15 protein-coding genes and 1 tRNA gene are annotated in these 21,760 nt (G+C 50.7%); 9 read left to right on the forward strand and 7 right to left on the reverse strand.

Annotation, left to right across the window (positions count from 1 at the left end):
* The first annotated feature begins 28 nt into the window (after window positions 1-28).
* The 4 genes from AWR27_RS19460 (at window position 29) to AWR27_RS19475 (ending at window position 10,508) form a co-directional block, all read left to right on the forward strand.
* Window positions 29-3,415 carry a VCBS repeat-containing protein gene (locus tag AWR27_RS19460; RefSeq protein WP_077132733.1) on the forward strand — a complete coding sequence of 1,129 codons (3,387 nt, stop codon included), beginning with the start codon at window positions 29-31 and terminating at the stop codon, window positions 3,413-3,415.
* Complete coding sequence (locus AWR27_RS19465; RefSeq protein ID WP_077132734.1) at window positions 3,412-6,759, forward strand: VCBS repeat-containing protein; 3,348 nt, start codon at window positions 3,412-3,414, stop codon at window positions 6,757-6,759. Before AWR27_RS19460 ends, AWR27_RS19465 begins: the two co-directional genes overlap by 4 nt.
* A gap of 124 nt (window positions 6,760-6,883) precedes the next feature.
* Entirely contained in the window at window positions 6,884-8,239 is a 1,356-nt protein-coding gene (locus AWR27_RS19470; RefSeq protein ID WP_083732912.1) for a vanadium-dependent haloperoxidase, read from the forward strand.
* A gap of 229 nt (window positions 8,240-8,468) precedes the next feature.
* Window positions 8,469-10,508 carry a glycoside hydrolase family 65 protein gene (locus AWR27_RS19475; RefSeq protein ID WP_077132735.1) on the forward strand — a complete coding sequence of 680 codons (2,040 nt, stop codon included), beginning with the start codon at window positions 8,469-8,471 and terminating at the stop codon, window positions 10,506-10,508.
* A 78-nt stretch (window positions 10,509-10,586) separates the two neighbouring features.
* Here AWR27_RS19475 and AWR27_RS19480 read toward each other — a convergent pair whose 3' ends face one another.
* From AWR27_RS19480 to fabD, 3 genes are all read right to left on the reverse strand, one after another.
* A complete protein-coding gene (locus AWR27_RS19480; protein ID WP_077132736.1) occupies window positions 10,587-11,279 on the reverse strand; it encodes a TetR/AcrR family transcriptional regulator in 693 nt (230 codons plus the stop codon).
* 353 nt (window positions 11,280-11,632) lie between these two features.
* Window positions 11,633-11,706 (reverse strand) — tRNA-Gln (locus AWR27_RS19485).
* 125 nt (window positions 11,707-11,831) lie between these two features.
* Window positions 11,832-12,707, reverse strand: a complete 876-nt coding sequence (fabD, locus tag AWR27_RS19490) for an ACP S-malonyltransferase (RefSeq protein ID WP_077134092.1) — start codon at window positions 12,705-12,707, stop codon at window positions 11,832-11,834.
* A gap of 252 nt (window positions 12,708-12,959) precedes the next feature.
* On the opposite strand from fabD, the gene AWR27_RS19495 reads away from it, so the two are divergent.
* From AWR27_RS19495 to AWR27_RS19505, 3 genes are all read left to right on the forward strand, one after another.
* Entirely contained in the window at window positions 12,960-13,655 is a 696-nt protein-coding gene (locus AWR27_RS19495) for a succinate dehydrogenase cytochrome b subunit (protein WP_077132737.1), read from the forward strand.
* Between the two features lie 101 nt (window positions 13,656-13,756).
* Window positions 13,757-15,694 (forward strand): fumarate reductase/succinate dehydrogenase flavoprotein subunit, encoded by a 1,938-nt coding sequence (locus AWR27_RS19500; RefSeq protein WP_077132738.1) that lies wholly within the window; start codon window positions 13,757-13,759, stop codon window positions 15,692-15,694.
* Between the two features lie 93 nt (window positions 15,695-15,787).
* Entirely contained in the window at window positions 15,788-16,540 is a 753-nt protein-coding gene (locus tag AWR27_RS19505) for a succinate dehydrogenase/fumarate reductase iron-sulfur subunit (RefSeq protein WP_077132739.1), read from the forward strand.
* A 101-nt stretch (window positions 16,541-16,641) separates the two neighbouring features.
* Here AWR27_RS19505 and AWR27_RS19510 read toward each other — a convergent pair whose 3' ends face one another.
* Window positions 16,642-17,289 carry a DedA family protein gene (locus AWR27_RS19510; RefSeq protein WP_077132740.1) on the reverse strand — a complete coding sequence of 216 codons (648 nt, stop codon included), beginning with the start codon at window positions 17,287-17,289 and terminating at the stop codon, window positions 16,642-16,644.
* A 71-nt stretch (window positions 17,290-17,360) separates the two neighbouring features.
* Window positions 17,361-19,253 (reverse strand): ABC-F family ATP-binding cassette domain-containing protein, encoded by a 1,893-nt coding sequence (locus AWR27_RS19515; RefSeq protein ID WP_077132741.1) that lies wholly within the window; start codon window positions 19,251-19,253, stop codon window positions 17,361-17,363.
* A 119-nt stretch (window positions 19,254-19,372) separates the two neighbouring features.
* Here AWR27_RS19515 and AWR27_RS19520 point away from each other — a divergent pair, with 119 nt between their 5' ends.
* Window positions 19,373-20,374 (forward strand): formylglycine-generating enzyme family protein, encoded by a 1,002-nt coding sequence (locus AWR27_RS19520; RefSeq protein ID WP_077132742.1) that lies wholly within the window; start codon window positions 19,373-19,375, stop codon window positions 20,372-20,374.
* A gap of 118 nt (window positions 20,375-20,492) precedes the next feature.
* Window positions 20,493-20,975: a 2-amino-4-hydroxy-6-hydroxymethyldihydropteridine diphosphokinase gene (gene folK, locus AWR27_RS19525; protein WP_077132743.1), complete on the forward strand. Its 483-nt coding sequence runs from the start codon at window positions 20,493-20,495 to the stop codon at window positions 20,973-20,975.
* A 1-nt stretch (window position 20,976) separates the two neighbouring features.
* Here folK and AWR27_RS19530 read toward each other — a convergent pair whose 3' ends face one another.
* A complete protein-coding gene (locus tag AWR27_RS19530; RefSeq protein WP_077132744.1) occupies window positions 20,977-21,333 on the reverse strand; it encodes a helix-turn-helix domain-containing protein in 357 nt (118 codons plus the stop codon).
* Complete coding sequence (locus AWR27_RS19535; RefSeq protein WP_077132745.1) at window positions 21,330-21,641, reverse strand: type II toxin-antitoxin system HigB family toxin; 312 nt, start codon at window positions 21,639-21,641, stop codon at window positions 21,330-21,332. The genes AWR27_RS19530 and AWR27_RS19535 overlap by 4 nt, the downstream gene beginning before the upstream one ends.
* Window positions 21,642-21,760: the final 119 nt, after the last annotated feature.

Consider the following 21,760-nt stretch of genomic DNA (forward strand, 5'->3'; position numbering starts at 1 on the left):
TAACTTTGTTATTCACGCACTTGTAGAAATGCGTACTCTCTTTGCTTTATTGATAACTGCGCTGCTGGCAGGTTGTCGTTCCGGGTCCGATGCTCCCACCGAGCCGCTCTTTAAAAAACTTTCGCCCGACGAGTCGCACATCAATTTCACGAATACCGTCACCGACGATAAGGATTTTAACGTATTCAACTACCGCAACTTTTATAACGGTGGGGGCGTAGCGATTGGCGACGTGAATAACGACGGGCTTTCAGACGTACTGCTGATTGCCAACATGGGCGATAACAAACTGTATCTGAACCGTACAAAGCCCGGCGAAACAATGCAGTTCGATGATGTAACGGCTAAGGCGGGCGTGGCGGGCAAACGGGCCTGGAGCACCGGCGCCACTTTTGCCGACGTGAACGCCGACGGTCGGTTAGACATTTACATCTGCAACGCAGGCATTCGCGAAGGCGACGACCGCGCCAACGAACTCTACATCAACAACGGTAATGACGCCAACGGCGTACCGACCTTTACCGAGCAGGCAGCAAACTACGGCTTAGACGACCGGGGATATAGCACACACGCGGCTTTCTTCGACTACGACCGCGACGGTGACCTCGATATGTACCTGCTCAACAACAGCTTCATGCCCGTTGGTCGGCTGCAATACGCCAACCTACGCGCCCAACGCGACTCGCTGGGGGGAGATAAGCTATTTCGGAACGATGGGCAACGATTTACCGATGTCTCAGAAAAAGCGGGTATTTACGGCTCCTTGATTGGGTTTGGGCTGGGCATTACCATCGGCGATGTAAACGACGATAACTGGCCCGATATTTACATTTCCAACGATTTCTACGAACGCGATTACCTGTATATCAACAACCATAACGGTACGTTTCGCGAAACCATAAAGGAATCGATGCCGCACACGAGTCATTCCTCGATGGGTGCGGACGTGGCCGATGTGAACAACGACGGTCGGCTTGACATTTTCATCACCGACATGCTGCCCGGTAATGACCGGCGATTGAAAAAGACATCGACGTTTGAGGGGCACGATCTGGAAGCTATCAAAGTAAGCCGTGATTTCCATTACCAGTACATGCAGAATATGCTGCATCTGAATCAGGGAAATCAGCCTGGTAACAGTAACCTGCCCACGTTTAGCGACGTAGCCCGATTCTCGGGCGTGGCTGCTACCGACTGGAGTTGGGGGGCGTTGATTTTCGACATGGATAACGACGGTCTGAAAGACGTATTTGTTGCAAACGGCATTGCCCGCGACGTAACCGATCAGGATTTCGTGAACTTTCTGGCAGACCGCGAAAACATGGCGCAGGTAGCCCGGCAAGGCGCATTCGATTTCAAGAAATTTCTGGACTTAGCTCCCTCAGAACCAGTACCGAATTATGCGTTTCGGAACGATGGTAATTTGCAGTTCACAAATCAGGCCGTAGCGTGGGGATTGTCGGAGCCAGATTTCTCGAACGGTGCGGCTTATGGTGATCTCGACAACGACGGCGATCTGGATCTGATTGTCAACAATGTAAACTCACCCGTATCCGTTTATCAAAATCAGGCTGTCGAGAAGAAAAAAACCAACTACCTGAAAGTGAAACTGGAGGGTAGTGGCGCAAACCGCAATGCCATTGGTACACGGGTGTTTGTGCATCAGGGTAAACAAATGCAGGTGTTGCAACAAATGCCGAACCGGGGTTTCCAGTCGTCGGTGGACTTGAATCTTGTGTTTGGTCTTGGCGCGAACCCAGCTATCGATTCGGTCGTGGTTGTGTGGCCCGATGATAAGCAGCAAACCTTGCGGCAACCGAAAGCCAACCAATTGCTCACGCTGCGGCAGTCTGACGCCAGGCAGGTGTGGAAGCCGGCTACAACCACCGCGATGCCTTTTTTCAACGACAACACGGTTGCATCGAGGTTGAGTTACACCCATGTCGAAAGCCCGTTTGTTGATTACAACCGTGATCCATTACTGAAACATCAGTTTTCGACACAAGGCCCGGCAATGGCAACCGGCGACGTGAACGGCGACGGGTTAGATGATCTGTTTTTTGGCGGAGCCAACAAGCAGGGCGGGCGGCTGTATGTGCAACAGGCGGGGGGGCGGTTTGTCGATAAAACCCCGGCTGTGATACGGCAGGACGTAGCCGCCGAAGCCGTTGATGCCGTGCTATTCGATGCCGACAACGATAACGACCTCGATCTGTATGTTGTAACGGGCAGTAATGAATATGAAGCAGAAGCGGACGAACTGCTCGACCGGCTGTATCTGAACGACGGTAAAGGCAACTTTGCGCTGTCGATAGCAAACCTGCCCAATCTGAAAGCCAGCGGAGCGTGTGTATCGGCAGCCGATTTTGACCGCGACGGAGATATCGACCTGTTCGTTGGCTCGCGGCTTTTGCCTGGCAATTACGGTAAAAATCCACCCAGTTATCTGCTAACCAACGATGGTAGCGGTATTTTCAAAAACTACACGAAGCGGTCGTTACCCGAAGTCGATCAGCTTGGCATGGTAACAGGGGCTACCTGGGCCGATCTGAACGGCGATCAATACCCTGAACTTATTGTGGTAGGCGATTGGGAGCCGATACGCGTGTTTGAAAACAAACGCGGCAAACTAAGCCTGAATCCGGCTCTTTCCATTACTGACGAAAAAGGTGAGCCAATGAAAACCAATGGCTGGTGGAACTGCGTTCGGGCGGGCGATGCCGATGGCGATGGTGATCTGGATTTGGTAGTCGGCAATCTCGGCCTGAATTCGCGCATCCGGGCTACACAGACGACCCCCGCAGAACTCTACGTGGGCGACTTCGACCAGAACGGCAACACCGAGCAGATCATTAACTGTGCCGACGAAACCGGCGAGTTGTACCCGATGGTGCTGAAGCAGGATTTGCAGAAGCAAATGCCCAGCATCAAAAAACGATACGTCAAATTTATCGACTACGCCGGTAAGAAAATCAACGAGATTCTGACTGAGGATCAGCTAAAAGGGGCATTGGTAAAGCAATCGTTCACGGGCGTAACGGCCCTGTTGCGTAACGATGGAAAAGGCCGATTAACCTTCCAGCCGTTACCTGCCGACGTGCAGTTTTCGCCGGTTTGCGGAGCTATTTTTACCGACTACGACCGCGATGGACGTACCGACCTGGTGATGGCGGGTAATTTCTTGGACGTGCTGCCCGAAATTGGTCGGTACGATGCGTCTTATGGCGTTGTGCTGCGTAATACAGGCAATGCTGCTAATGGAGTTGTAAACTATGTATCGGTCAGTTCGGCGGTGTCGGGTTTCTTCGTGCGGGGGCAGGTTCGGCGTATGTCGCAGTTGAAACAGGGCCAACTCGTGCTGGCTAAAAACAACGATAAAGCGCAGGTTTTTTTGATTAGTAATAAAAAATTATGAAACGCATATTTTTTGCTGTCTTTGCTTTAACTCTTTCGTTATCAGGCTGTAACTCGTTCAAATCGGAAAAGGCTCTGTTTCAGTCGCTCGATTCAACACAGACGGGTATTGGCTTCATAAACAAGTTGGTATCAACCGAAAAACTGAATCTGCTCGATTACCTGTATTTCTATAACGGCGGGGGCGTGTCGGCAGGCGATATCAACAACGATGGTTTAACTGATCTGTATTTCGTTTCTAATCAGGGGCCAAACAAACTGTATCTCAATAAAGGCGGTTTCAAGTTTGAAGACATTACCGAAAAAGCGGGCGTAGCTGGCTTCTCCGACTGGCAAAGTGGTTCGACTATGGCCGATGTAAACGGCGACGGTTTCTTAGATATTTACGTCTGCGCCGTTGGGAACTTCCGGGGTCTGGAAGGTGCCAACGAACTCTACATCAACAATGGCGATGGTACGTTTACGGAGAAAGCCGCCGATTATGGTTTGGATTTTACCGGCTTTTCGACCCAGGCTGCTTTCTTCGATTACGACCATGACGGCGACCTCGACTGTTACCTGCTCAATCATGCCGTACATACGTCGCGCAGCTACGACCGCGTATCGGCCCGCAATCTGCGTAACAATGAATCGGGCGATTATCTATATGAAAATCAGATAGTATCAAAAGCCGGAAACGCGCCAAGTGGCAAGGCAGTGAAGTTTCAGAATGTTTCGGAAAAAGCGGGCATTTATGGAGCGGCAATGGGTTATGGACTGGGGATTTCAGTAGCCGACATCAACAACGATGGTTGGGAGGATTTGTACATTTCCAACGACTTCCACGAAGACGACTACTATTACATCAACAACCGCAACGGCACATTTACCGAAAGTATAAAGCAGGCATTTCAGCATACGAGCCGCTTCTCGATGGGCAATGACGTAGCCGACGTAAACAACGATGGCTTTGCCGACGTGGTAACGCTCGACATGTATCCCGAAGACGAAACAATTGAAAAATCCTCGCTTGGCGAAGACGCGCTCGATATTTACCAGTATAAGCTGGCATACGGCTACATGAATCAGTATAGCCGTAACTGCCTGCAAATGAGCCTGTCGGGCAAGAAGTTCATGGACGTGGGCGCAATGGCGGGCGTGGCCGCTACCGACTGGAGTTGGGCACCGCTGCTGGCCGATTATGACAATGATGGCGTGAAAGATCTGTTCATCACCAACGGCATTGTTCACCGACCCAATAACCTCGACTACGTAAAATTTGCCTCCGACGATTCGCTGCGGTATGCGATAGAAACATCGAACTCGCTCGATGAACGGGCTATCAAAATGATGCCGGCAGGTAAAGTACATAACTACCTGTATCGGGGTACACCCAGCCTTCGTTTCGAGGACAAATCAGAGGTTTGGGGATTTGAAACGCCTACCTACTCGAACGGGGCGGCCTACGCCGATCTTGACAACGACGGCGATTTAGACCTGATTACCAACAATATCGACGACCCTGCCGGGCTATATCGCAACAACGCCAACGACCTTTTTCCCGATAATCAGCACCTGACTGTCCGGTTGAAGGGCGATGCTCCCAACACGTTCGGGGTGGGTGCAAAGGTGGTTCTGAAATACGCCGATTCTATACAGGTACAGCAACTCATGCCCACACGCGGTTTTCAGTCGTCGGTGGCTCCCGAACTGCTGTTTGGTCTGGGCAAACGCCCTGTTATCGACTCGCTGATTGTGATCTGGCCGAACCAGAAAATGGAGGTACGCACACAGGTAAAAGCCGGGCAATTGCTGACGCTGAAACAGTCCGACGCCCGTTTAGATGGGTCAGGCTATCGATACACAGCCACGGCCATACAACCATTGTTCACGCAGGTCGACTCGCTGCCGTATACACACAAGGAGAATAAAAAGTTTTTCGATTTTGTACGCGAGCCGCTCATGCCCTTTCAGCTATCGAGCGAAGGGCCACGTTTGGCCGTGGGTGATGTAAACGGCGACGGTTTGATGGACGTTTATGCGGGCGGGCCGAAGTGGATAGCCGGTAGCTTATTGCTGCAACAGTCAACTGGAAGTTTCAAGCGAAGCACACAAGCTGTTTTTGAGAAAGATTCTGTATACGAAGATGTGGATGCGGTTTTCTTCGATGCAGATGGCGATAAAGACCTCGATCTGTATGTGGTATCGGGCGGGAATGAGTTTTACGACAAAATGGTCGAGCAGTTCGACCGGCTGTACCTGAACGATGGCAAGGGAAATTTCAGCCGTTCGGCCAATGCCCTGCCCCCCATGTACGACAATAAAAGCTGCGTTCGGCCCTGCGATATTGACCGCGATGGCGATCTGGATTTGTTCGTGGGTGGGCGCGTGGTGGGCTTCGCGTATGGTAAATCGCCCAATTCATACCTGCTTATCAACGATGGTAAAGGCCACTTCTCTGACCAGACCGACAAACTATCGCCAAAGTTGCGCAAAGTGGGCCTTATTGCCGACGCCGTTTGGGCAGATACCGACGGCGATAAAGACCTCGATCTGGTGCTGGCGGGCGATTGGATGCCGGTACGCATTTTTACGAACAACGGCGGTAAATTTGACGAAACGTCGCCCATCACGACCACCGACGAAACACCGCTCAACGGCTTCTGGCAACGCGTCGTAGCTGCCGATTTCGATGGCGACGGTGACACCGACCTGATGGCTGGCAACCTCGGCACCAACAGTAAATTCTACAAAACGCCCGATTCGCAGCTTCGGATGTGGATAAAAGACGTTGATAATAACCAGAGTATTGAACAAATTATTGCTTACAACCGTGGGGAAGAATGGTATCCGCTGGCGTTCAAAGACGAACTTGGCAAGCAAATGCCCGGTATTGTAAACAAGCGGTTTACAGACTATGCTTCATTTGCCGGTAAACCATTAGATGAGGTGCTAAACGGCGATGAACTAAAAGATGCCGACGAGTTTACGGTCAATCAGTTTGCGTCGCTCTATTTAGAAAATCAGGGTGGTAAATTCGTTGTGCATCAACTACCGATGCTGGCGCAGGTCTCAAAATTATACGCCATGCTGCCTATCGACATCGATGGCGACGGCGACCTCGACTTGCTGGGGGGCGGCAACTGCTACGGCGTCAGCACGTATCAGGGTCGTTACGATGCCAGTTACGGATTAGTGCTACGGAATGAAGGCAAAGGGAATTTTGTAGCCCTGTCGCCGGTCGATGCCGGGTTTGTACTGAACGGAGAAATCCGGGACATCAGGTCAGTACCAACGTCTGGCGGGCCGTTGTTACTGGTAGCCCGCAACGGCGCGGGTATGCAGGTGTTTAAGCCTCTGAAGTAACTGACTGTCGTGCTATGCTTTGCTTGACGTTCGTCATGGTTTTGTCCGAAAGATTCCGTTAATTTTGTAAGTACATATCCGTCCATATATGCGCTGATATGTGGGTTTAACTTGTCTTTACCTCATGAATACCATGCTTCGTTTCGGTTTTCTGTTTGCCACCCTGCTCGTTGTTGTGTCGGGCTGTCAGAAGCCCGCAACACCTGCCGAGTATAACGCCAAAGCCGCTAATCCTGAACGGTACAATGATGCGTTGAACAAACTGACGCAGGTTGTAATCCACGATATTTTCTCGCCCCCGGTCGCCAGCCGCATTTATGGGTACGCCAATCTGGCTGGCTACGAAGCGTTAGTGCCATTCGATGCACAGTATGAATCGCTTGGCGGCAAACTAAAGCAGTTTCAGGCCGGGCCGAAGCCACAGGCCGGGCAGGAGTACTGCTTTCCACTCGCCAGTGTTCGGGCGTTTATGACCGTAGCCCGCGCCCTGACGTTCTCGGTCGAGTTCTACGATGAATTTGAAACTGCCTTTTACGAGCAATACAAAAAAGATGGCGTTCCCGACGACGTGTATGAGCGGTCGATGGCGTATGGCGAGGCCGTTGCCAAGCATGTACTGGATTACGCGGCTAAAGATTCGTATAAGCAAACACGGGGCTTCAAGCACACCGTTACAAACGAAGAAGGTACGTGGGTACCAACGCCCCCGGCCTACATGGATGCCGCCGAACCACAGTGGAACAAAATCCGCTGCTGGGTGATGGATACGTGCAATCAGTTTATGCCGCCCCGCCCCCATCCGTTCAGTCTGAACAAAAATACGCCTTACTGGAAAGAAGTAGACGAAGTTTATCAGATTGGCAAACGCATGGACAAAAACGAACAGGCCATTGCCTACTTCTGGGACGATAACGCTTTTGTGATGAACATTGCCGGACACGTTTCCTATGCGTCCAAAAAAATGACGCCCGGCGGTCACTGGCTGGCTATTGCCCAAACCGTGACCCGGCAGCGCAAGCTGAACATGATGCAAACCGTTGAAGCCTACGCACTAACCTCTTTCGCCCTTGCCGATGCCTTTATCGCCTGCTGGGACGAAAAGTATCGTAGCAAAACCGTTCGGCCCGAGACGGTTATCAACAAATCCATTGATCCAAAATGGACACCCTTTCTGCAAACGCCCCCGTTCCCGGAGTACCCCAGCGGACACAGTACCATTACTGCCGCTGCCGCTACCGTACTCACCAGCCTGATCGGCGATAACATTGCGTTTACCGACTCGACAGAATATAAATATGGGCACGGGGTACGGTCGTTTCAGTCGTTCAAACAAGCCGCCCGCGAAGCGTCGATTAGCCGCTTGTACGGCGGCATTCATTACCGTTCGGCGTTGGATAATGGTGCGATGATGGGGGAAAAAGTTGGCTTATGGGTACTGGAAAAAGCGAAAACCCGGAAGTCGGCGGTTGCCAACCGGTAATAAAGCGCATATTTTCAGAAGCCCCGCTGATTACGGCGGGGCTTTTTTATACATTTATGCTTCTTATACGAAATTGAGTCAGTTGTGGGGAGCGGGCTGTCGCAGGTGAGACGCAAAGGGTTGCGTCTCTACACCAGATGGTCAATGGTAGAGACGCAACCCTTTGCGTCTCCCTGGCGTCAGCCATGCATCAATTCAACGTCAAATTGATACTACTAAACCACTAATCATGATAAGACAAATTCTAATAGCTTCGCTTTTACTTTTTAGAATCGCGGCATTCGGACAAAACCAGCCTGCCAACGCCGACTGGCAGATTGTAGCGCAAACTATTAACCCCACGAACTACTTTGGCGTCACAGTTGCCAATGGTATGATCGGTCTGGTATCGTCGCCCGAACCGATGAAGGTGAAGGACGTTGTACTCAACGGCGCGTTTGACACCTACGGACGCGGGCGCGTTTCCAACATATTGAAAGTTTTCAACTTCGCCAATATGAATCTGAGCGTCGATGGTATAACGCTCGACGCGAAAAGCGCATCAAATTACCGTCAGACGCTCGACATGCAAAAGGCGTCATTGACCACCACGTTCGATTATCAGGATAAAGCCAGTGTTCGGCACACGGTAATGGCCCTGCGGCATCTGCCGTATTCAGCGTTGACGATGGTAGAAATTACGGCCCGGAAAGACTGCGAAATTAGTCCGATGAGCGTAATCGAAACACCGGAGAATCTCAAGGAAGTTAAGAATTTTTATTCTGAAGTCGACCGCCCGCACGTTACGCTCCGGCTGTTGACGTCGGTTGCCAAAAGCCCCACAGGACGGCACACGGTAGCGGCCTGTACCAGTTTTATTTTCGAGGAACCACACGGTCAGGAGCCAAACGTAATTCATGAGGAATGGGATTACAATATGCACCTCGCTAAGTTTAAAAAGCGGCTCAAAGCAGGGCAAACATATAGATTCAGCATAGTTGGTTCGGTATCTTCGAGCGTTCACGCGCCAGACCCGCACAATGAAGCCGAACGTCTTACCTTGTTTGCCGCCCTCGAACGTACTGACCGGCTGCTGATGCGCCACAATGCCGAATGGACCAAACTTTGGCAAAGCGACATCATTATCGACGGCGACCCCGATGCGCAGCGGGCTGTGCGTTCAGGTTTATACCACCTGTATTCGTTCGCCCGCGAGGGTCAGGCATATAGTTTATCGCCGATGGGCCTGTCAGGATTAGGCTACAACGGGCATGTCTTCTGGGATACGGAACTGTGGATGTACCCTCCCCTGCTGATGTTGAAACCCGATATGGCCCGCTCGCTGCTCGAATATCGGTTTGAGCGAATGAGCATAGCCCGGCAAAATGCCTTCAGTCATGGTTATGCGGGCGTAATGTTCCCGTGGGAATCTGATGCCGATGGTCAGGAAGCAACGCCCGTTTGGGCACTGACCGGCCCGTTCCAGCAGCATATTACGGCCTGTGTTGGATGGGCTTTCTGGCAATATTATTTAGTCACGAAAGATAAAGAGTGGCTTCGCACACGCGGGTATCCCATGCTACAGGAAGTGGCGGCATTCTGGGTAAGCCGGGTAGAGCGCGATGGTCCCGGCAATTACCACATTCGCAATGTAATTGGCGCGAATGAATGGCAGGAAAACATTGACGACAACGCATTCACGAATGGCATGGTAAAAACGGTGTTGCAGTATGCTGGTCAGGCCGCTCAGGAAGTGGGTCAAACGCCAAACCCCGACTGGAAATTAGTGGCTGATAACCTGCCGATTTTAAAATTTCCGGATGGCACCACGCGCGAAAACCGAACTTACAACGGTGAGATCATCAAACAGGCCGACGTAAACTTACTGGCTTATCCGCTTTCGGTTATTACGGACGATGCTACCATCCGCAAAGATTTAACGTATTACGCACCTCGATACGCCCCTGATGGTCCGGCTATGGGCTGGTCGGTATTATCGACACTATATGCCCGGCTGGGTGATACGGATAAGGCGTATGAATGGTTTGTCAAAAGCTACAAGCCGAATGAGGTGCCGCCTTTCGGCGTGCTGGCTGAAACAGCCGGAGGAACAAATCCGTATTTCGCCACTGGTGCGGGCGGAATGCTACAGGCCGTAATGAACGGATTTGGGGGGCTTCAGGTTTCGAATGACGGGATTACCCAGTTAAAGGCAAAGTTGCCTAAAAAGTGGAAATCGTTGACTATTAAGGGAGTCGGGCCGCAAATGAAGACAATAAAAATACAGTAAAGACTAACAGTCAGTAACCAATAGTTTTTCCGAATGGCAAAAGCTATAGGTTGCTGGCTGTTAATTCTTCACTGCAAATTACCATTGCGCTATCGGCAAATTAGCCGATTGCAATTCCAGTTCAACCTCTTTCGACTGAACGGCCATTTTGTTCAGCGCGATATAAATAGCTTTTACTGCGTTTTCAATTCGTTTCCAGCCTTCTTCGCTGCGCAGATCGATGCTAATCATCGTCCGGTCATTCTGAGCCATTATCGTCAAATAGGTCATTGCACCGAGAATTACTGCCGAAATAGCCTGTGTATCAGCTCCTTTTACAAAAGAGAGTTGACTAACAAGGCGGGTCAGTTCCTCATCCTGCGCTCTGGCAGTGGTTTCAGCAATGGAATCATTTTCGATAACACTGGCCTTGAGCACCTCACGAGCAGCCTTAAACGTCCGGAAATAACGATACGTCTGTATTACCTGACGATACCAGATACGGGCTACGTCGGAATCATGTAAAGGGCGGATCTGATCTAATACGGCGGGAGAAAATACCGGAAACAGTTTGCCCATTTTGACGTAATATTCGAGTAAGCCCTCCATACCGCCGAAGTAGCGATAGATCAGAACTTTGCTGACGTTTGCTTTCTCCGCTACACGGTTCACGCCAACGCCTTCGAGACCCCGCTCGGCAATTACCTCTTCTAACGCTTCAACGATGCGCTGGGTAGTTTTTGCCCGGTTACGTCTCACCTTTTCATCTTTCTCCATGATTACTGCATTCATATAGTTCAGAGAGTTACTCGTGTTTGACTATGATTATTTATTCGGGTCACATTTGTTTACCTTAATTTATTCATAAAAAATGTTTTCCCGAAATTTTCAGTAGCCACGTTGAGTAGTCAGCGGATGAATGAGCAGGGTTGGTTATTAAAAACTGACTTTGACTTAATTGTAATTGGACAAAGGCTTTTAAATCAACACTACATGTCACCTTAAATTCGACTTAGCAAAAGAAGTGATTTTATGTTGATAACCAAAGAAACAATTATAATTTGTGGTAAATAATGACCATTATCTTCCCAATTTTTATCAACAGGCAAAAAAAGAGCCGCTCACCAAGTTGGTAAGCGGCTTTGTGGTAGCCCGACCAGGATTCGAACCTAGACAAACAGAACCAAAATCTGTCGTACTACCCTTATACTATCGGGCTATCCTGCATTTGCGAGTGCAAAGGTACATATTTTTCGTTTTTCACCGCAAACTTATTCAGGAAAAAATCAGACATTTTTAGCTACAAATTAACTCGCCCCTGTTAATCAGTCCGCTATAAAAAATTTATAAGGCCGAGATAGCAGCAGCCGGACTGATTTTTTTGACTAATCCCTGCAATACCTTACCCGGCCCTGATTCGATAAATTCAGTAGCTCCATCAGCGTTCATCCGTTCGACCGACTGCGTCCACCGAACGGGCGACGTTAGCTGAGCTATCAGATTCGCTTTTAATTGCGCCGGGTTGGTAGTGGGTTTCGCGTCAACATTCTGATAAATCGGACAGCGGGGCGTATGGAACGACATACGCTCAACAGCTTCGGCAAACTCGGTTTGAGCCGGTTCCATAAACGGCGAGTGAAATGCCCCACTCACGGCCAGCGGCACAACGCGCTTGGCTCCGGCAGCCTTCAGCCGCTCTTCTGCCAATTGAACCCCCGCCACGCTACCCGAAATGACAACCTGACCGGGGCAGTTATAATTGGCAGGCACCACAATTTCTTCAGTAATTCCAGCGCAAACCGTTTCTATGACGTCGTCGGAGAGGCCCAGAACGGCGGCCATTGTCGAGGGCACCAGTTCGCAGGCGCGTTGCATAGCCGTAGCCCGCACCGACGCCAGTCGAAGTCCATCGTCGAACGATAAAGCTCCAGCGGCTGTCAGAGCAGCTAACTCGCCGAGCGAATGGCCCGCTACCATATCAGGCATGAAGCTTTCGGTAGTCATTGCCAGCACAACACCGTGAAGAAACACAGCCGGTTGCGTATAAATTGTTTGTTTAAGGTCTTCGTCGGTTCCCTCAAACATAATTTGTGTAAGGTTGTAGCCAAGAATCTGATTGGCCTGATCGAACAACCGCCGGGCGGCTTCGGATTGGAGATAAAGATCGTGGCCCATGCCGCGAAACTGCGACCCCTGACCCGGAAAAACATATGCTTTCATAGATGACTGAACCAGCATAAAGCTGTTTTCGGGTGGCAAAGTAAACGGGTTCGGGGCGCAAACAAAAACTTTGGACACGCGGTTACGAAAACGCATCGCCTGTGTAATTTTTATGGGCTATAAATTAGACACACAGGCGGTTGCAAGCGGCACAAATGTTGTTTCCGTCGTGTTTCTGATATAGTTTTGATGCGCCATTAAAATTGGCTATTTCTCACTTGTTTATAACTATTTTTTCGTGTCGTTCACCGTATGGCTTGGGTAACACAAACACTATCCAGCTCGCTTGGCCGAAAGGTCATCATGTCGCTGACAGGGCTGTTTTTAAGTACATTTTTAATCGTCCACATGGCGGGCAACCTCCAGTTGTTTAAAGCCGACGGCGGGCGGGCGTTCAATGAGTATACGTATTTCATGACGCATAATCCACTGATTCTGACGGTGTCGTATCTGCTCTACACGTCGATTCTGGTTCATGCATTGATGGCTCTGATTCTGACGCGCCACAATCAGGCGTCTCGCCCGGTCAAGTACGCTTACTCGAAACCGGAGGCCAACAGCCCCTGGTCGTCGCGCAACATGGGCATTCTGGGCACTGTCATTCTGGTGTTCATTATCATCCACATGCGTACATTCTGGTATGAAATGCACTTTGGCTCAGTGCCGATGGCCGAGTACGATGGTAAGCAGTACAAAGACCTGTATGCTGTTGTGAAGGAAGCGTTTTCGGAATGGTGGTACGTGCTGTTGTATGTAGTCAGCATGGTGGCCGTTGGCTATCACCTTGCGCACGGATTCCAGAGCGGCTTTCAGACGCTGGGCTGGCGGCACCCGAAATACACCCCGCTGATCGAGAATGTGGGCCGAATTTTCTTCGCCATCATTATTCCGGCTGCGTTTGCCGCCATGCCTATCTACATATTCTTGCAAGTTCACGGGATTATATAAATGGTTGAATGATTGAGTGGTCGAATGATTGAATGAGTAGCATGCAAACTCATTCGGTTGTTCAGGCATTCAATCATTCAAAATTCAATCATTCAAAACGTATGAAGCTGGATTCAAAGATTCCCGAAGGGCCATTAGCCGAAAAGTGGGCACGGCATAAGTTCGGCTTGAAGCTGGTAAACCCGGCGAACAAGCGTAAATACGACATCATTGTGGTAGGCACGGGGCTGGCTGGCGCGTCGGCGGCTGCGTCGCTGGCCGAACTGGGCTACAACGTGAAAGCACTCTGCTTTCAGGACAGCCCCCGCCGGGCACACTCGATTGCTGCACAGGGCGGTATCAACGCGGCCAAAAACTACCAGAATGATGGCGACTCAGTGTTTCGGTTATTCTATGACACTATAAAAGGGGGCGACTACCGCGCTCGTGAGGGCAACGTACATCGCTTAGCCGAAGTAAGCGTAAATATCATCGACCAGTGCGTGGCGCAGGGCGTTCCTTTTGCCCGCGAGTATGGTGGTCTGCTGGCGAACCGTTCGTTCGGCGGAGCACAGGTAAGCCGAACCTTCTACGCACGTGGTCAGACCGGACAACAGTTGTTGCTGGGTGCTTACTCGGCACTGAGTCGGCAGGTTGCCAATGGTAAAGTGAAGTTATTGACCCGCACCGAAATGCTCGACCTCGTTGTTGAGGGCGGCAAGGCGCGGGGCATTATTACCCGCAACCTCATCACGGGTAAAATAGAATCGCACTCGGCCCACGCGGTGTTGCTCTGCACGGGCGGCTACGGCAACGTGTTCTACTTATCGACCAACGCGATGGGGTCTAATGTAACGGCTGCGTGGCGGGCACACAAGAAGGGCGCGTTGTTCGGCAATCCCTGCTTTACGCAAATTCACCCAACCTGTATTCCAGTGAAAGGCGATTATCAGTCGAAGCTGACGCTGATGTCAGAGTCGCTGCGGAACGATGGTCGCGTGTGGGTGCCGAAACGGAAGGAAGATTCTGAAAAAATTCGGAAGGGTCAGATGAAACCGACTGACCTGAAAGAAGAAGACCGTGATTATTTCTTAGAACGCCGATACCCGTCTTTTGGCAACCTTGTGCCACGCGACGTTGCCTCACGCAATGCTAAATACGTATGCGACGAAGGTCGGGGCGTGAGCAAAACCGGACTGGCCGTATACCTCGACTTTGCCGATGCCATTAAGCGCGACGGTCGCAAAACCATCGAAGCCAAATACGGCAACCTGTTCGAGATGTACGAGAAAATCGTAGACGATAATCCGTATGAAACGCCGATGATGATATACCCCGCCGTTCACTACACAATGGGCGGTTTGTGGGTCGACTATAACCTGATGACTACCGTTCCGGGTCTATACGCCCTGGGTGAAGCCAACTTCTCCGACCACGGTGCCAACCGGCTGGGTGCATCGGCCCTGATGCAGGGACTGGCCGACGGTTATTTCGTGGTTCCATATACCGTTGGCGACTATTTGGCAACTATTGGTCCGGCAGACAAACTACCCGCCGATGCCCCGGCCTTTAAAGAAGCGGAGCAACGGGTAACGGCTCAGATTCAGAAGTTGCTGTCAATCAATGGTCAGAAGACAGTCGATGAGTTTCATCGGCAACTGGGCCTGATTATGTGGGATTACTGTGGTATGTCGCGCAGTGCGGAGGGTCTGACGAAAGCCAAAAAAATGATTCAGGACCTTCGGACCGAGTTCTGGACGAACGTGCGCGTGACGGGCGAGAACGAGGAGTTAAACCAATCGCTCGAAAACGCAGGTCGTGTGGCCGATTTCATCGAACTGGGCGAACTGATGGTCGACGATGCCCTGAACCGGAACGAATCGTGTGGTGGTCACTTCCGCGAAGAGTATCAAACCGAAGATGGCGAAGCACTCCGCGACGATGTCAACTACGCTTACGTAGCAGCCTGGGAATACACCGGAGAAAATCAGCCTGAGGTATTGCACAAAGAAGAATTGGTGTTCGAGAACGTAAAACTCACCCAGCGAAGCTATAAATAGGTTATAAAGTTGTAGGGTTGTATAGTTGAGGATTGCTGACGCATCCTCAACTATACAACCTCACGACTCTATAACTTTACAACTTGTAAAGCAATGAAAGTTAACCTGAAAGTCTGGAGACAGAAGAACAGTAATACGCCGGGTAAGTTAGTCGAATACGCGCTCGACAACATTTCGCCCGACATGTCTTTCCTGGAAATGATCGACGTATTGAACGGCGAATTAATCCACAAAGGCGAAGAACCCGTTGCGTTCGACCATGATTGCCGCGAAGGTATTTGCGGAATGTGTTCGATGTACATCAACGGTCGGGCACATGGCCCACAAACGGGTGCCACGACCTGCCAGTTGCACATGCGCTCGTTTAATGACGGCGATACGATTGTGGTCGAACCCTGGCGTGCGCGGGCCTTTCCAATTATCAAAGACCTGATGGTAGACCGTTCGGCTTTCGACCGGGTGGTGCAGGCAGGTGGCTACGTGTCGGTAAACACCGGTTCGGCTCCCGACGCCAATGAAATTCCGGTGCCGCGTAACATTGCCGACGAAGCGATGGACGCGGCTCAGTGCATTGGTTGCGGTGCCTGCGTAGCGGCCTGTAAAAATGCATCGGCCATGCTGTTTGTAGCGGCCAAAGTATCGCATCTGGCGGTTTTGCCACAAGGTCAGGCCGAGAAGCAGCAACGCGTTGAACGGATGGTAGCGCAGATGGATGCTGAGGGTTTTGGAGCCTGCTCATTTACAGGTGCCTGCTCGGTGGAGTGTCCGAAGTCTATTTCGCTCGATCATATTGCCCGCATGAACCGCGAATATCTTGGTGCCAAACTAACGTCAGCGAACGTATAGAGGTCGCCATATAGTTGGACTAAAACGAACCCGGTGCTTTCTACTATTTGTTGGTAGAAGGCACCGGGTTCGTTTACTTGTTGGCAGGGCCAACCGGCCTTTTAAACCTGCTCCTTTTCCGCCTGTCGCTCCCGGCGGGCATTCATAATACCCCGTACCAGCGTGTAGGTAGTGATACCGAGGAAGAAAATGATAATCCAGTGAACGTAATCAATAATCCACGGGAAGCGTTCGCCAAAGAAGTAGCCTCCACCCACCAGCGTACCAACCCAAATAACCGCGCCGATAATGTTGTACAACATGAAAAATCGAAAATTCATGTGAATTAAACCGGCCAGCAACGGAGCAAACGTGCGTACAACGGGCAGAAACCGGGCAACGATCAGCGCGCTCGTACCGTATTTCTCGAAAGCCGAGCGTGTGTCGTCAATATATTTCTTCTTGAAAAAAAGCGAGTCGGGCCGGTTTTGCAGCCGACCACCGAAAAAGTGCCCTGTGCCATACCCCAACAGTGAACCCAGCACTGCCGAGCTGAAAATGCAGGTAAGCAGCAGCCACAATGGCACATTCAGCAACTTCGTTCCGGCAAATACGCCCGATAAAAACAGCAAATAATCGCCCGGCAGAAAGAAGCCGAAGAAGATGCCGTTTTCAACGAAAATTATCAGCGTAATCAGCACCAGACCTCCTGTTCGGATAATCTCTTCCGAATTGAGTAAATACTGGAAAAACTCGATGATTTGGTTCATGAGGATCAGTGCCTGAATGAATGAGTTAGCTGTTTGTATAGTCAATCACTCAACTACTCATTCATTCAACATTACATATACTCCGCCAACTCTAACCAACGGTCTGATTTTTGGGCAATATCGGTTTCGATTTGGTCTATTTCTTTTGCCCAGGCAGTCAACTGTTCGTGATGTCCACCGCTATTGAGCAGACCCACAACCTCAGCTTTCCGTTGCTCCAGCGATTCGATTTCTTTTTCAAGCGTTTCGTATTCCCGAATCTCTTTAAACGACAATTTCTTTTTCGCACCGTTGGTCGTCGGCTGTGAAACCACCAGCGCGGGCGTTTGGTTCTTCTGCGCACTCAACTCAGTTTTACCGTTTTGTGAAGCCGCGCTTGTTTTCGGTTGTGCATCGCGCCATTCGCGGTAATCGGTGTAGTTGCCGGGGTAATCGCGGACCCTGCCTTCGCCTTCCAGCACAAATACGTGGTCAACGAGCCGATCCATGAAATAGCGGTCGTGCGTAACGATGAGCACGCAGCCCGAAAAACTTAGCAGAAATTCTTCCAGTACGTTCAGGGTAGTGATGTCGAGGTCGTTGGTTGGCTCGTCTAAGATTAGGAAGTTGGGATTTTGCACCAGCACCAGCAGCAGTTGCAACCGCCGTTTTTCGCCCCCGCTCAGTTTGGCAACGTAGTCGTACTGCTTCGCCCGGTCGAACAGAAAACGGTGCAGAAGTTGGGTAGCTGTAACAGTATCGCCAGTATCGAGTTTCATTACTTCGGCCACATCCTGTACCACGTCGATAACCCGCTGATTATCGGGCAAGTCCAGTTCATTTTGTGTGTAATAACCAAACTTCACCGTGCCGCCGGTGGTGATTTTGCCAGAGTCGGGCCGTAACAGTCCCGTAATCATGTTCATGAGTGTGGTTTTACCCATGCCGTTCTTGCCAATCAGGCCAACGCGGTCGAAACGTTTGAAAGTGTAGTTAAAGTGATCGAGAAGCACCTTCTCGCCGAAGCGTTTACTGACGTTTTCGAGTTCGAGAATCTTGCTGCCGAGCCGGGTGGTACGCAGGTTCAGGTCGAGTTCTCCATCACGTTTGCGGCCTTTTACCTTACCTTCCAAATCCTCGAACGCATCTTCGCGGTATTTAGCTTTGGTGCCCCGCGCTTTCGGTTGCCGACGCATCCAGTCGAGTTCGGTTCGGTAGGTGTTCAGGTTTTTTTCCAGCTCAGCCGCATCCTGTGCTTTGCGTTCGGCTTTCTTTTCGAGAAAATAGGCGTAGTTACCCCGATAGTTGTACAACTGCCCGCCATCGAGTTCGGCAATCTGATTGCAGACCCGATCCAGGAAATAGCGGTCGTGCGAGACCATCAGCAGCGTACCATTGTTGGTATTGAGGTAGTTTTCGAGGTATTCTATAGCCTCCAGATCGAGGTGGTTGGTTGGTTCATCGAGAATAATCAGGTCGGGGTTTTGAATCAGCACCCGTGCCAGAGCCACCCGCTTGCGCTGCCCACCCGATAGCATACTGACTGGCTGCGTTACGTCCTGAATACCCAGTTCGCCCAGCATTTGCCGAATCTGCGACTCATAATCCCATGCTTCGAGCTTTTCCATATCGGCCATCGCCCGTTCGAGCGCGGCCTGATTGCCCGTTGCCAGCGCGTGTTCGTAGGCCCGTAGTGCGTCGAGTTGAGCACTATCGCCCGCCAGCACCACCTCCATCACGGTCAGGGCGTTGTTTAGATCAGGCTGTTGATCGAGGTAGCCCACCGTGATGTCTTTGCGCTGACTGACAACGCCTGCGTCGGGCGGTATAGCCCCGGCCAAAACGCTCAGCAACGTGGTCTTACCCGACCCATTGGCTCCTACAATGGCAACCTTGTCGCCCCGGTTAAGCCCGAACGTCAGGTCACGAAACAGCATACGGTCACCGTAAGACTTAGTAATATTTTCGGCTGAAAGATAATTCATATACGGTTGATGGAAACTCAATGGTGTTCCATCCGATTTTCCACAAAGGTACAACAAGGAAATCGTTCGTACTTTTACCTGTCAATACAGTAGCAACCCCTTTGCTCTTACAACTGAAAATGCGCTTGAAACATTTCTTATTAGCTGTGGCTACGACAACCGCAACGGGCGTTGGTACGCTGGCTCAGACACCTACCGAATTTAAATCTTATACGCAGGTTATTTCCGGATCGAACCAGACTTACCCGATGGTTGCCATTCCGGGCGGGGCATTCAAAATGGGAAGCCCAGCCACCGAAAAAGGCCGTAAGCCCGATGAAGGCCCGCAACATAACCTAACCGTTGAGCCGTTCTGGATGGGGCAGTATGAAGTTGTATGGGATATTTACGACCTTTTTACGACCAAAAACATTGAAAAAGAAATGGCCACCCGCTACCCCGACGGAGCCGACCTGAGCAAAACCGACGCTACCACGCGGCCCAGCCCGTCGTATGTCGATATGTCGTTCGGCATGGGACGGGCTGGCTATCCGGCCATTAACATGACGCAGTACGCAGCTATTAAATTCTGCGCGTGGCTGTACGACAAAACCGGCATTTTTTACCGTCTGCCTACTGAAGCAGAATGGGAATATGCCTGCCGCGCCGGAACGCAAACGGCGTATTCGTTCGGCAACGACCCGAAGTTATTGGGTCAATACGCGGTTTTTAGTGGCAATAGCGATGGTGCTTACAAGAAAATCGGCACAAAAAAGCCAAACCCCTTCGGGTTGAACGACATGCACGGCAACGTGATGGAGTGGACGCAGGATCAGTACATCGAAGATTATTATAAACAGAAAGCCGCTGGAAAGGTAAAAGAACCTTATGCACCCACAACTACGCTCTACCCCAATGCCGTTCGGGGCGGCTCGTGGGACGACGGCCCGGAGGTGTTACGTTCTGCGGCCCGCACCCCCTCGGCCCCGGCCTGGAAAGTGCTGGACCCACAAAGCCCCAAATCAGACTGGTGGCTCACCTCGGCCTCATTCGTTGGCTTCCGCATCGTGCGGCCCCTGAAAACGCCCAGCCAGGAAGAGATCAAAGCGTATTACGGCATGAAGGCGATAAAGGACTATTGAATGATTGAATGATTGAATGATTGAATGATTGAATGATTGAATCAACCTCATTAAATCATTCTGCCACTCAGTCATTCTATCACTCAGTCATTCAATCACTCAGTCATTCAATCATTCAATGGTCACTCTCCTCCTCGGCGCGAACCTCGGCAACCGCGTGGCTACGCTACGCCGGGCGGCTGAGTTGTTGGCCGAACGCGTTGGGCCGGTGATGGCGCAATCGGGTTTGTACGAAACGGCACCGTGGGGTGTGCTGGACCAACCGGCGTTTCTGAATCAGGTACTGGTACTGGAAACGTCGCTGGAGCCTGAAGCCGTACTCGACCAGACGCAATACATTGAGCGCGAACTGGGTCGGGTTCGTCTGGAGAAATGGGGTGCGCGGACCATTGATATTGACCTACTCTACTACGGTCAGCAGGTTATTCAGACCGAACGACTAACAGTGCCGCATCCCTACTTGCACCAACGTCGATTTACGCTCGTGCCACTGGCCGAAGTTGCTCCCGCATTTGTGCATCCCGTATTGGGGAAGACAAATGCAGAGCTATTGGCAGAGTGTACGGATGCGGGGGAGGTTATGCCGTTCAACGAGTTATGAATTAGCCTAACAAAACACCTGCTGGAATGCCCAACTCTTTGTGAAAGAATTTAGCCATTTCGAGAGTTAATGGCCTGCGCCGATTTAAAACTGCCGATATATAACTTTTACTACCTAATCTTCCTACAAAATCTTTGTTACGAATACCTTGCTCTTCCATTTTCAGCCGAATAGCATCAATGGGGTCAGGGGCAGGTATTGGATAATGCTCGTCCTCATACACTTTAATTAATAGCAAAGCTATCTGTAATGTCTCTCCTTCCGGGCTATCCGGCAATGGCTTACGGTCGAACTGTTCATCTACCCAAGCCATCATTTCGTCGTATTGCTGCTCAGTTTTAAGAGGTTTGAGTTTCATGCTTTTTGATATTGTACGGTTGTTACGTCAATCTTATCATACTCTGAGTGGGTACCGAACCATTTAATTTGAATCATCTTGTAATCAAAAACCATTCGCACAACTAAACGATACTTATTACCCATAATATTGAAAACAGCGCGGTCATCAGCAACGATACTTGCATTGCCATAAACAGCTTTCACCTCATTAAAAGTAGCAAACTCCCGAACTTCCATTTCCGCATACCACTGCTTTAATGCATTAGCGGCTGATGGGTACTTCCTGCAATAGTCGAGTAAGGTTCGTCTTGCTATTATGTTGAACATGAAGTTTCTGCGAATGGTTTACAAATAGAGAACCAGTGCAAGTATAGTTTTTAATTCCCTAACAGCCACATCGTTCCACTGAAAATATCGTACCTTTGCGCCCGATTTGTTGTTAACTT

This window comes from Spirosoma montaniterrae (assembly GCF_001988955.1).
GTDB lineage: Bacteria > Bacteroidota > Bacteroidia > Cytophagales > Spirosomataceae > Spirosoma > Spirosoma montaniterrae.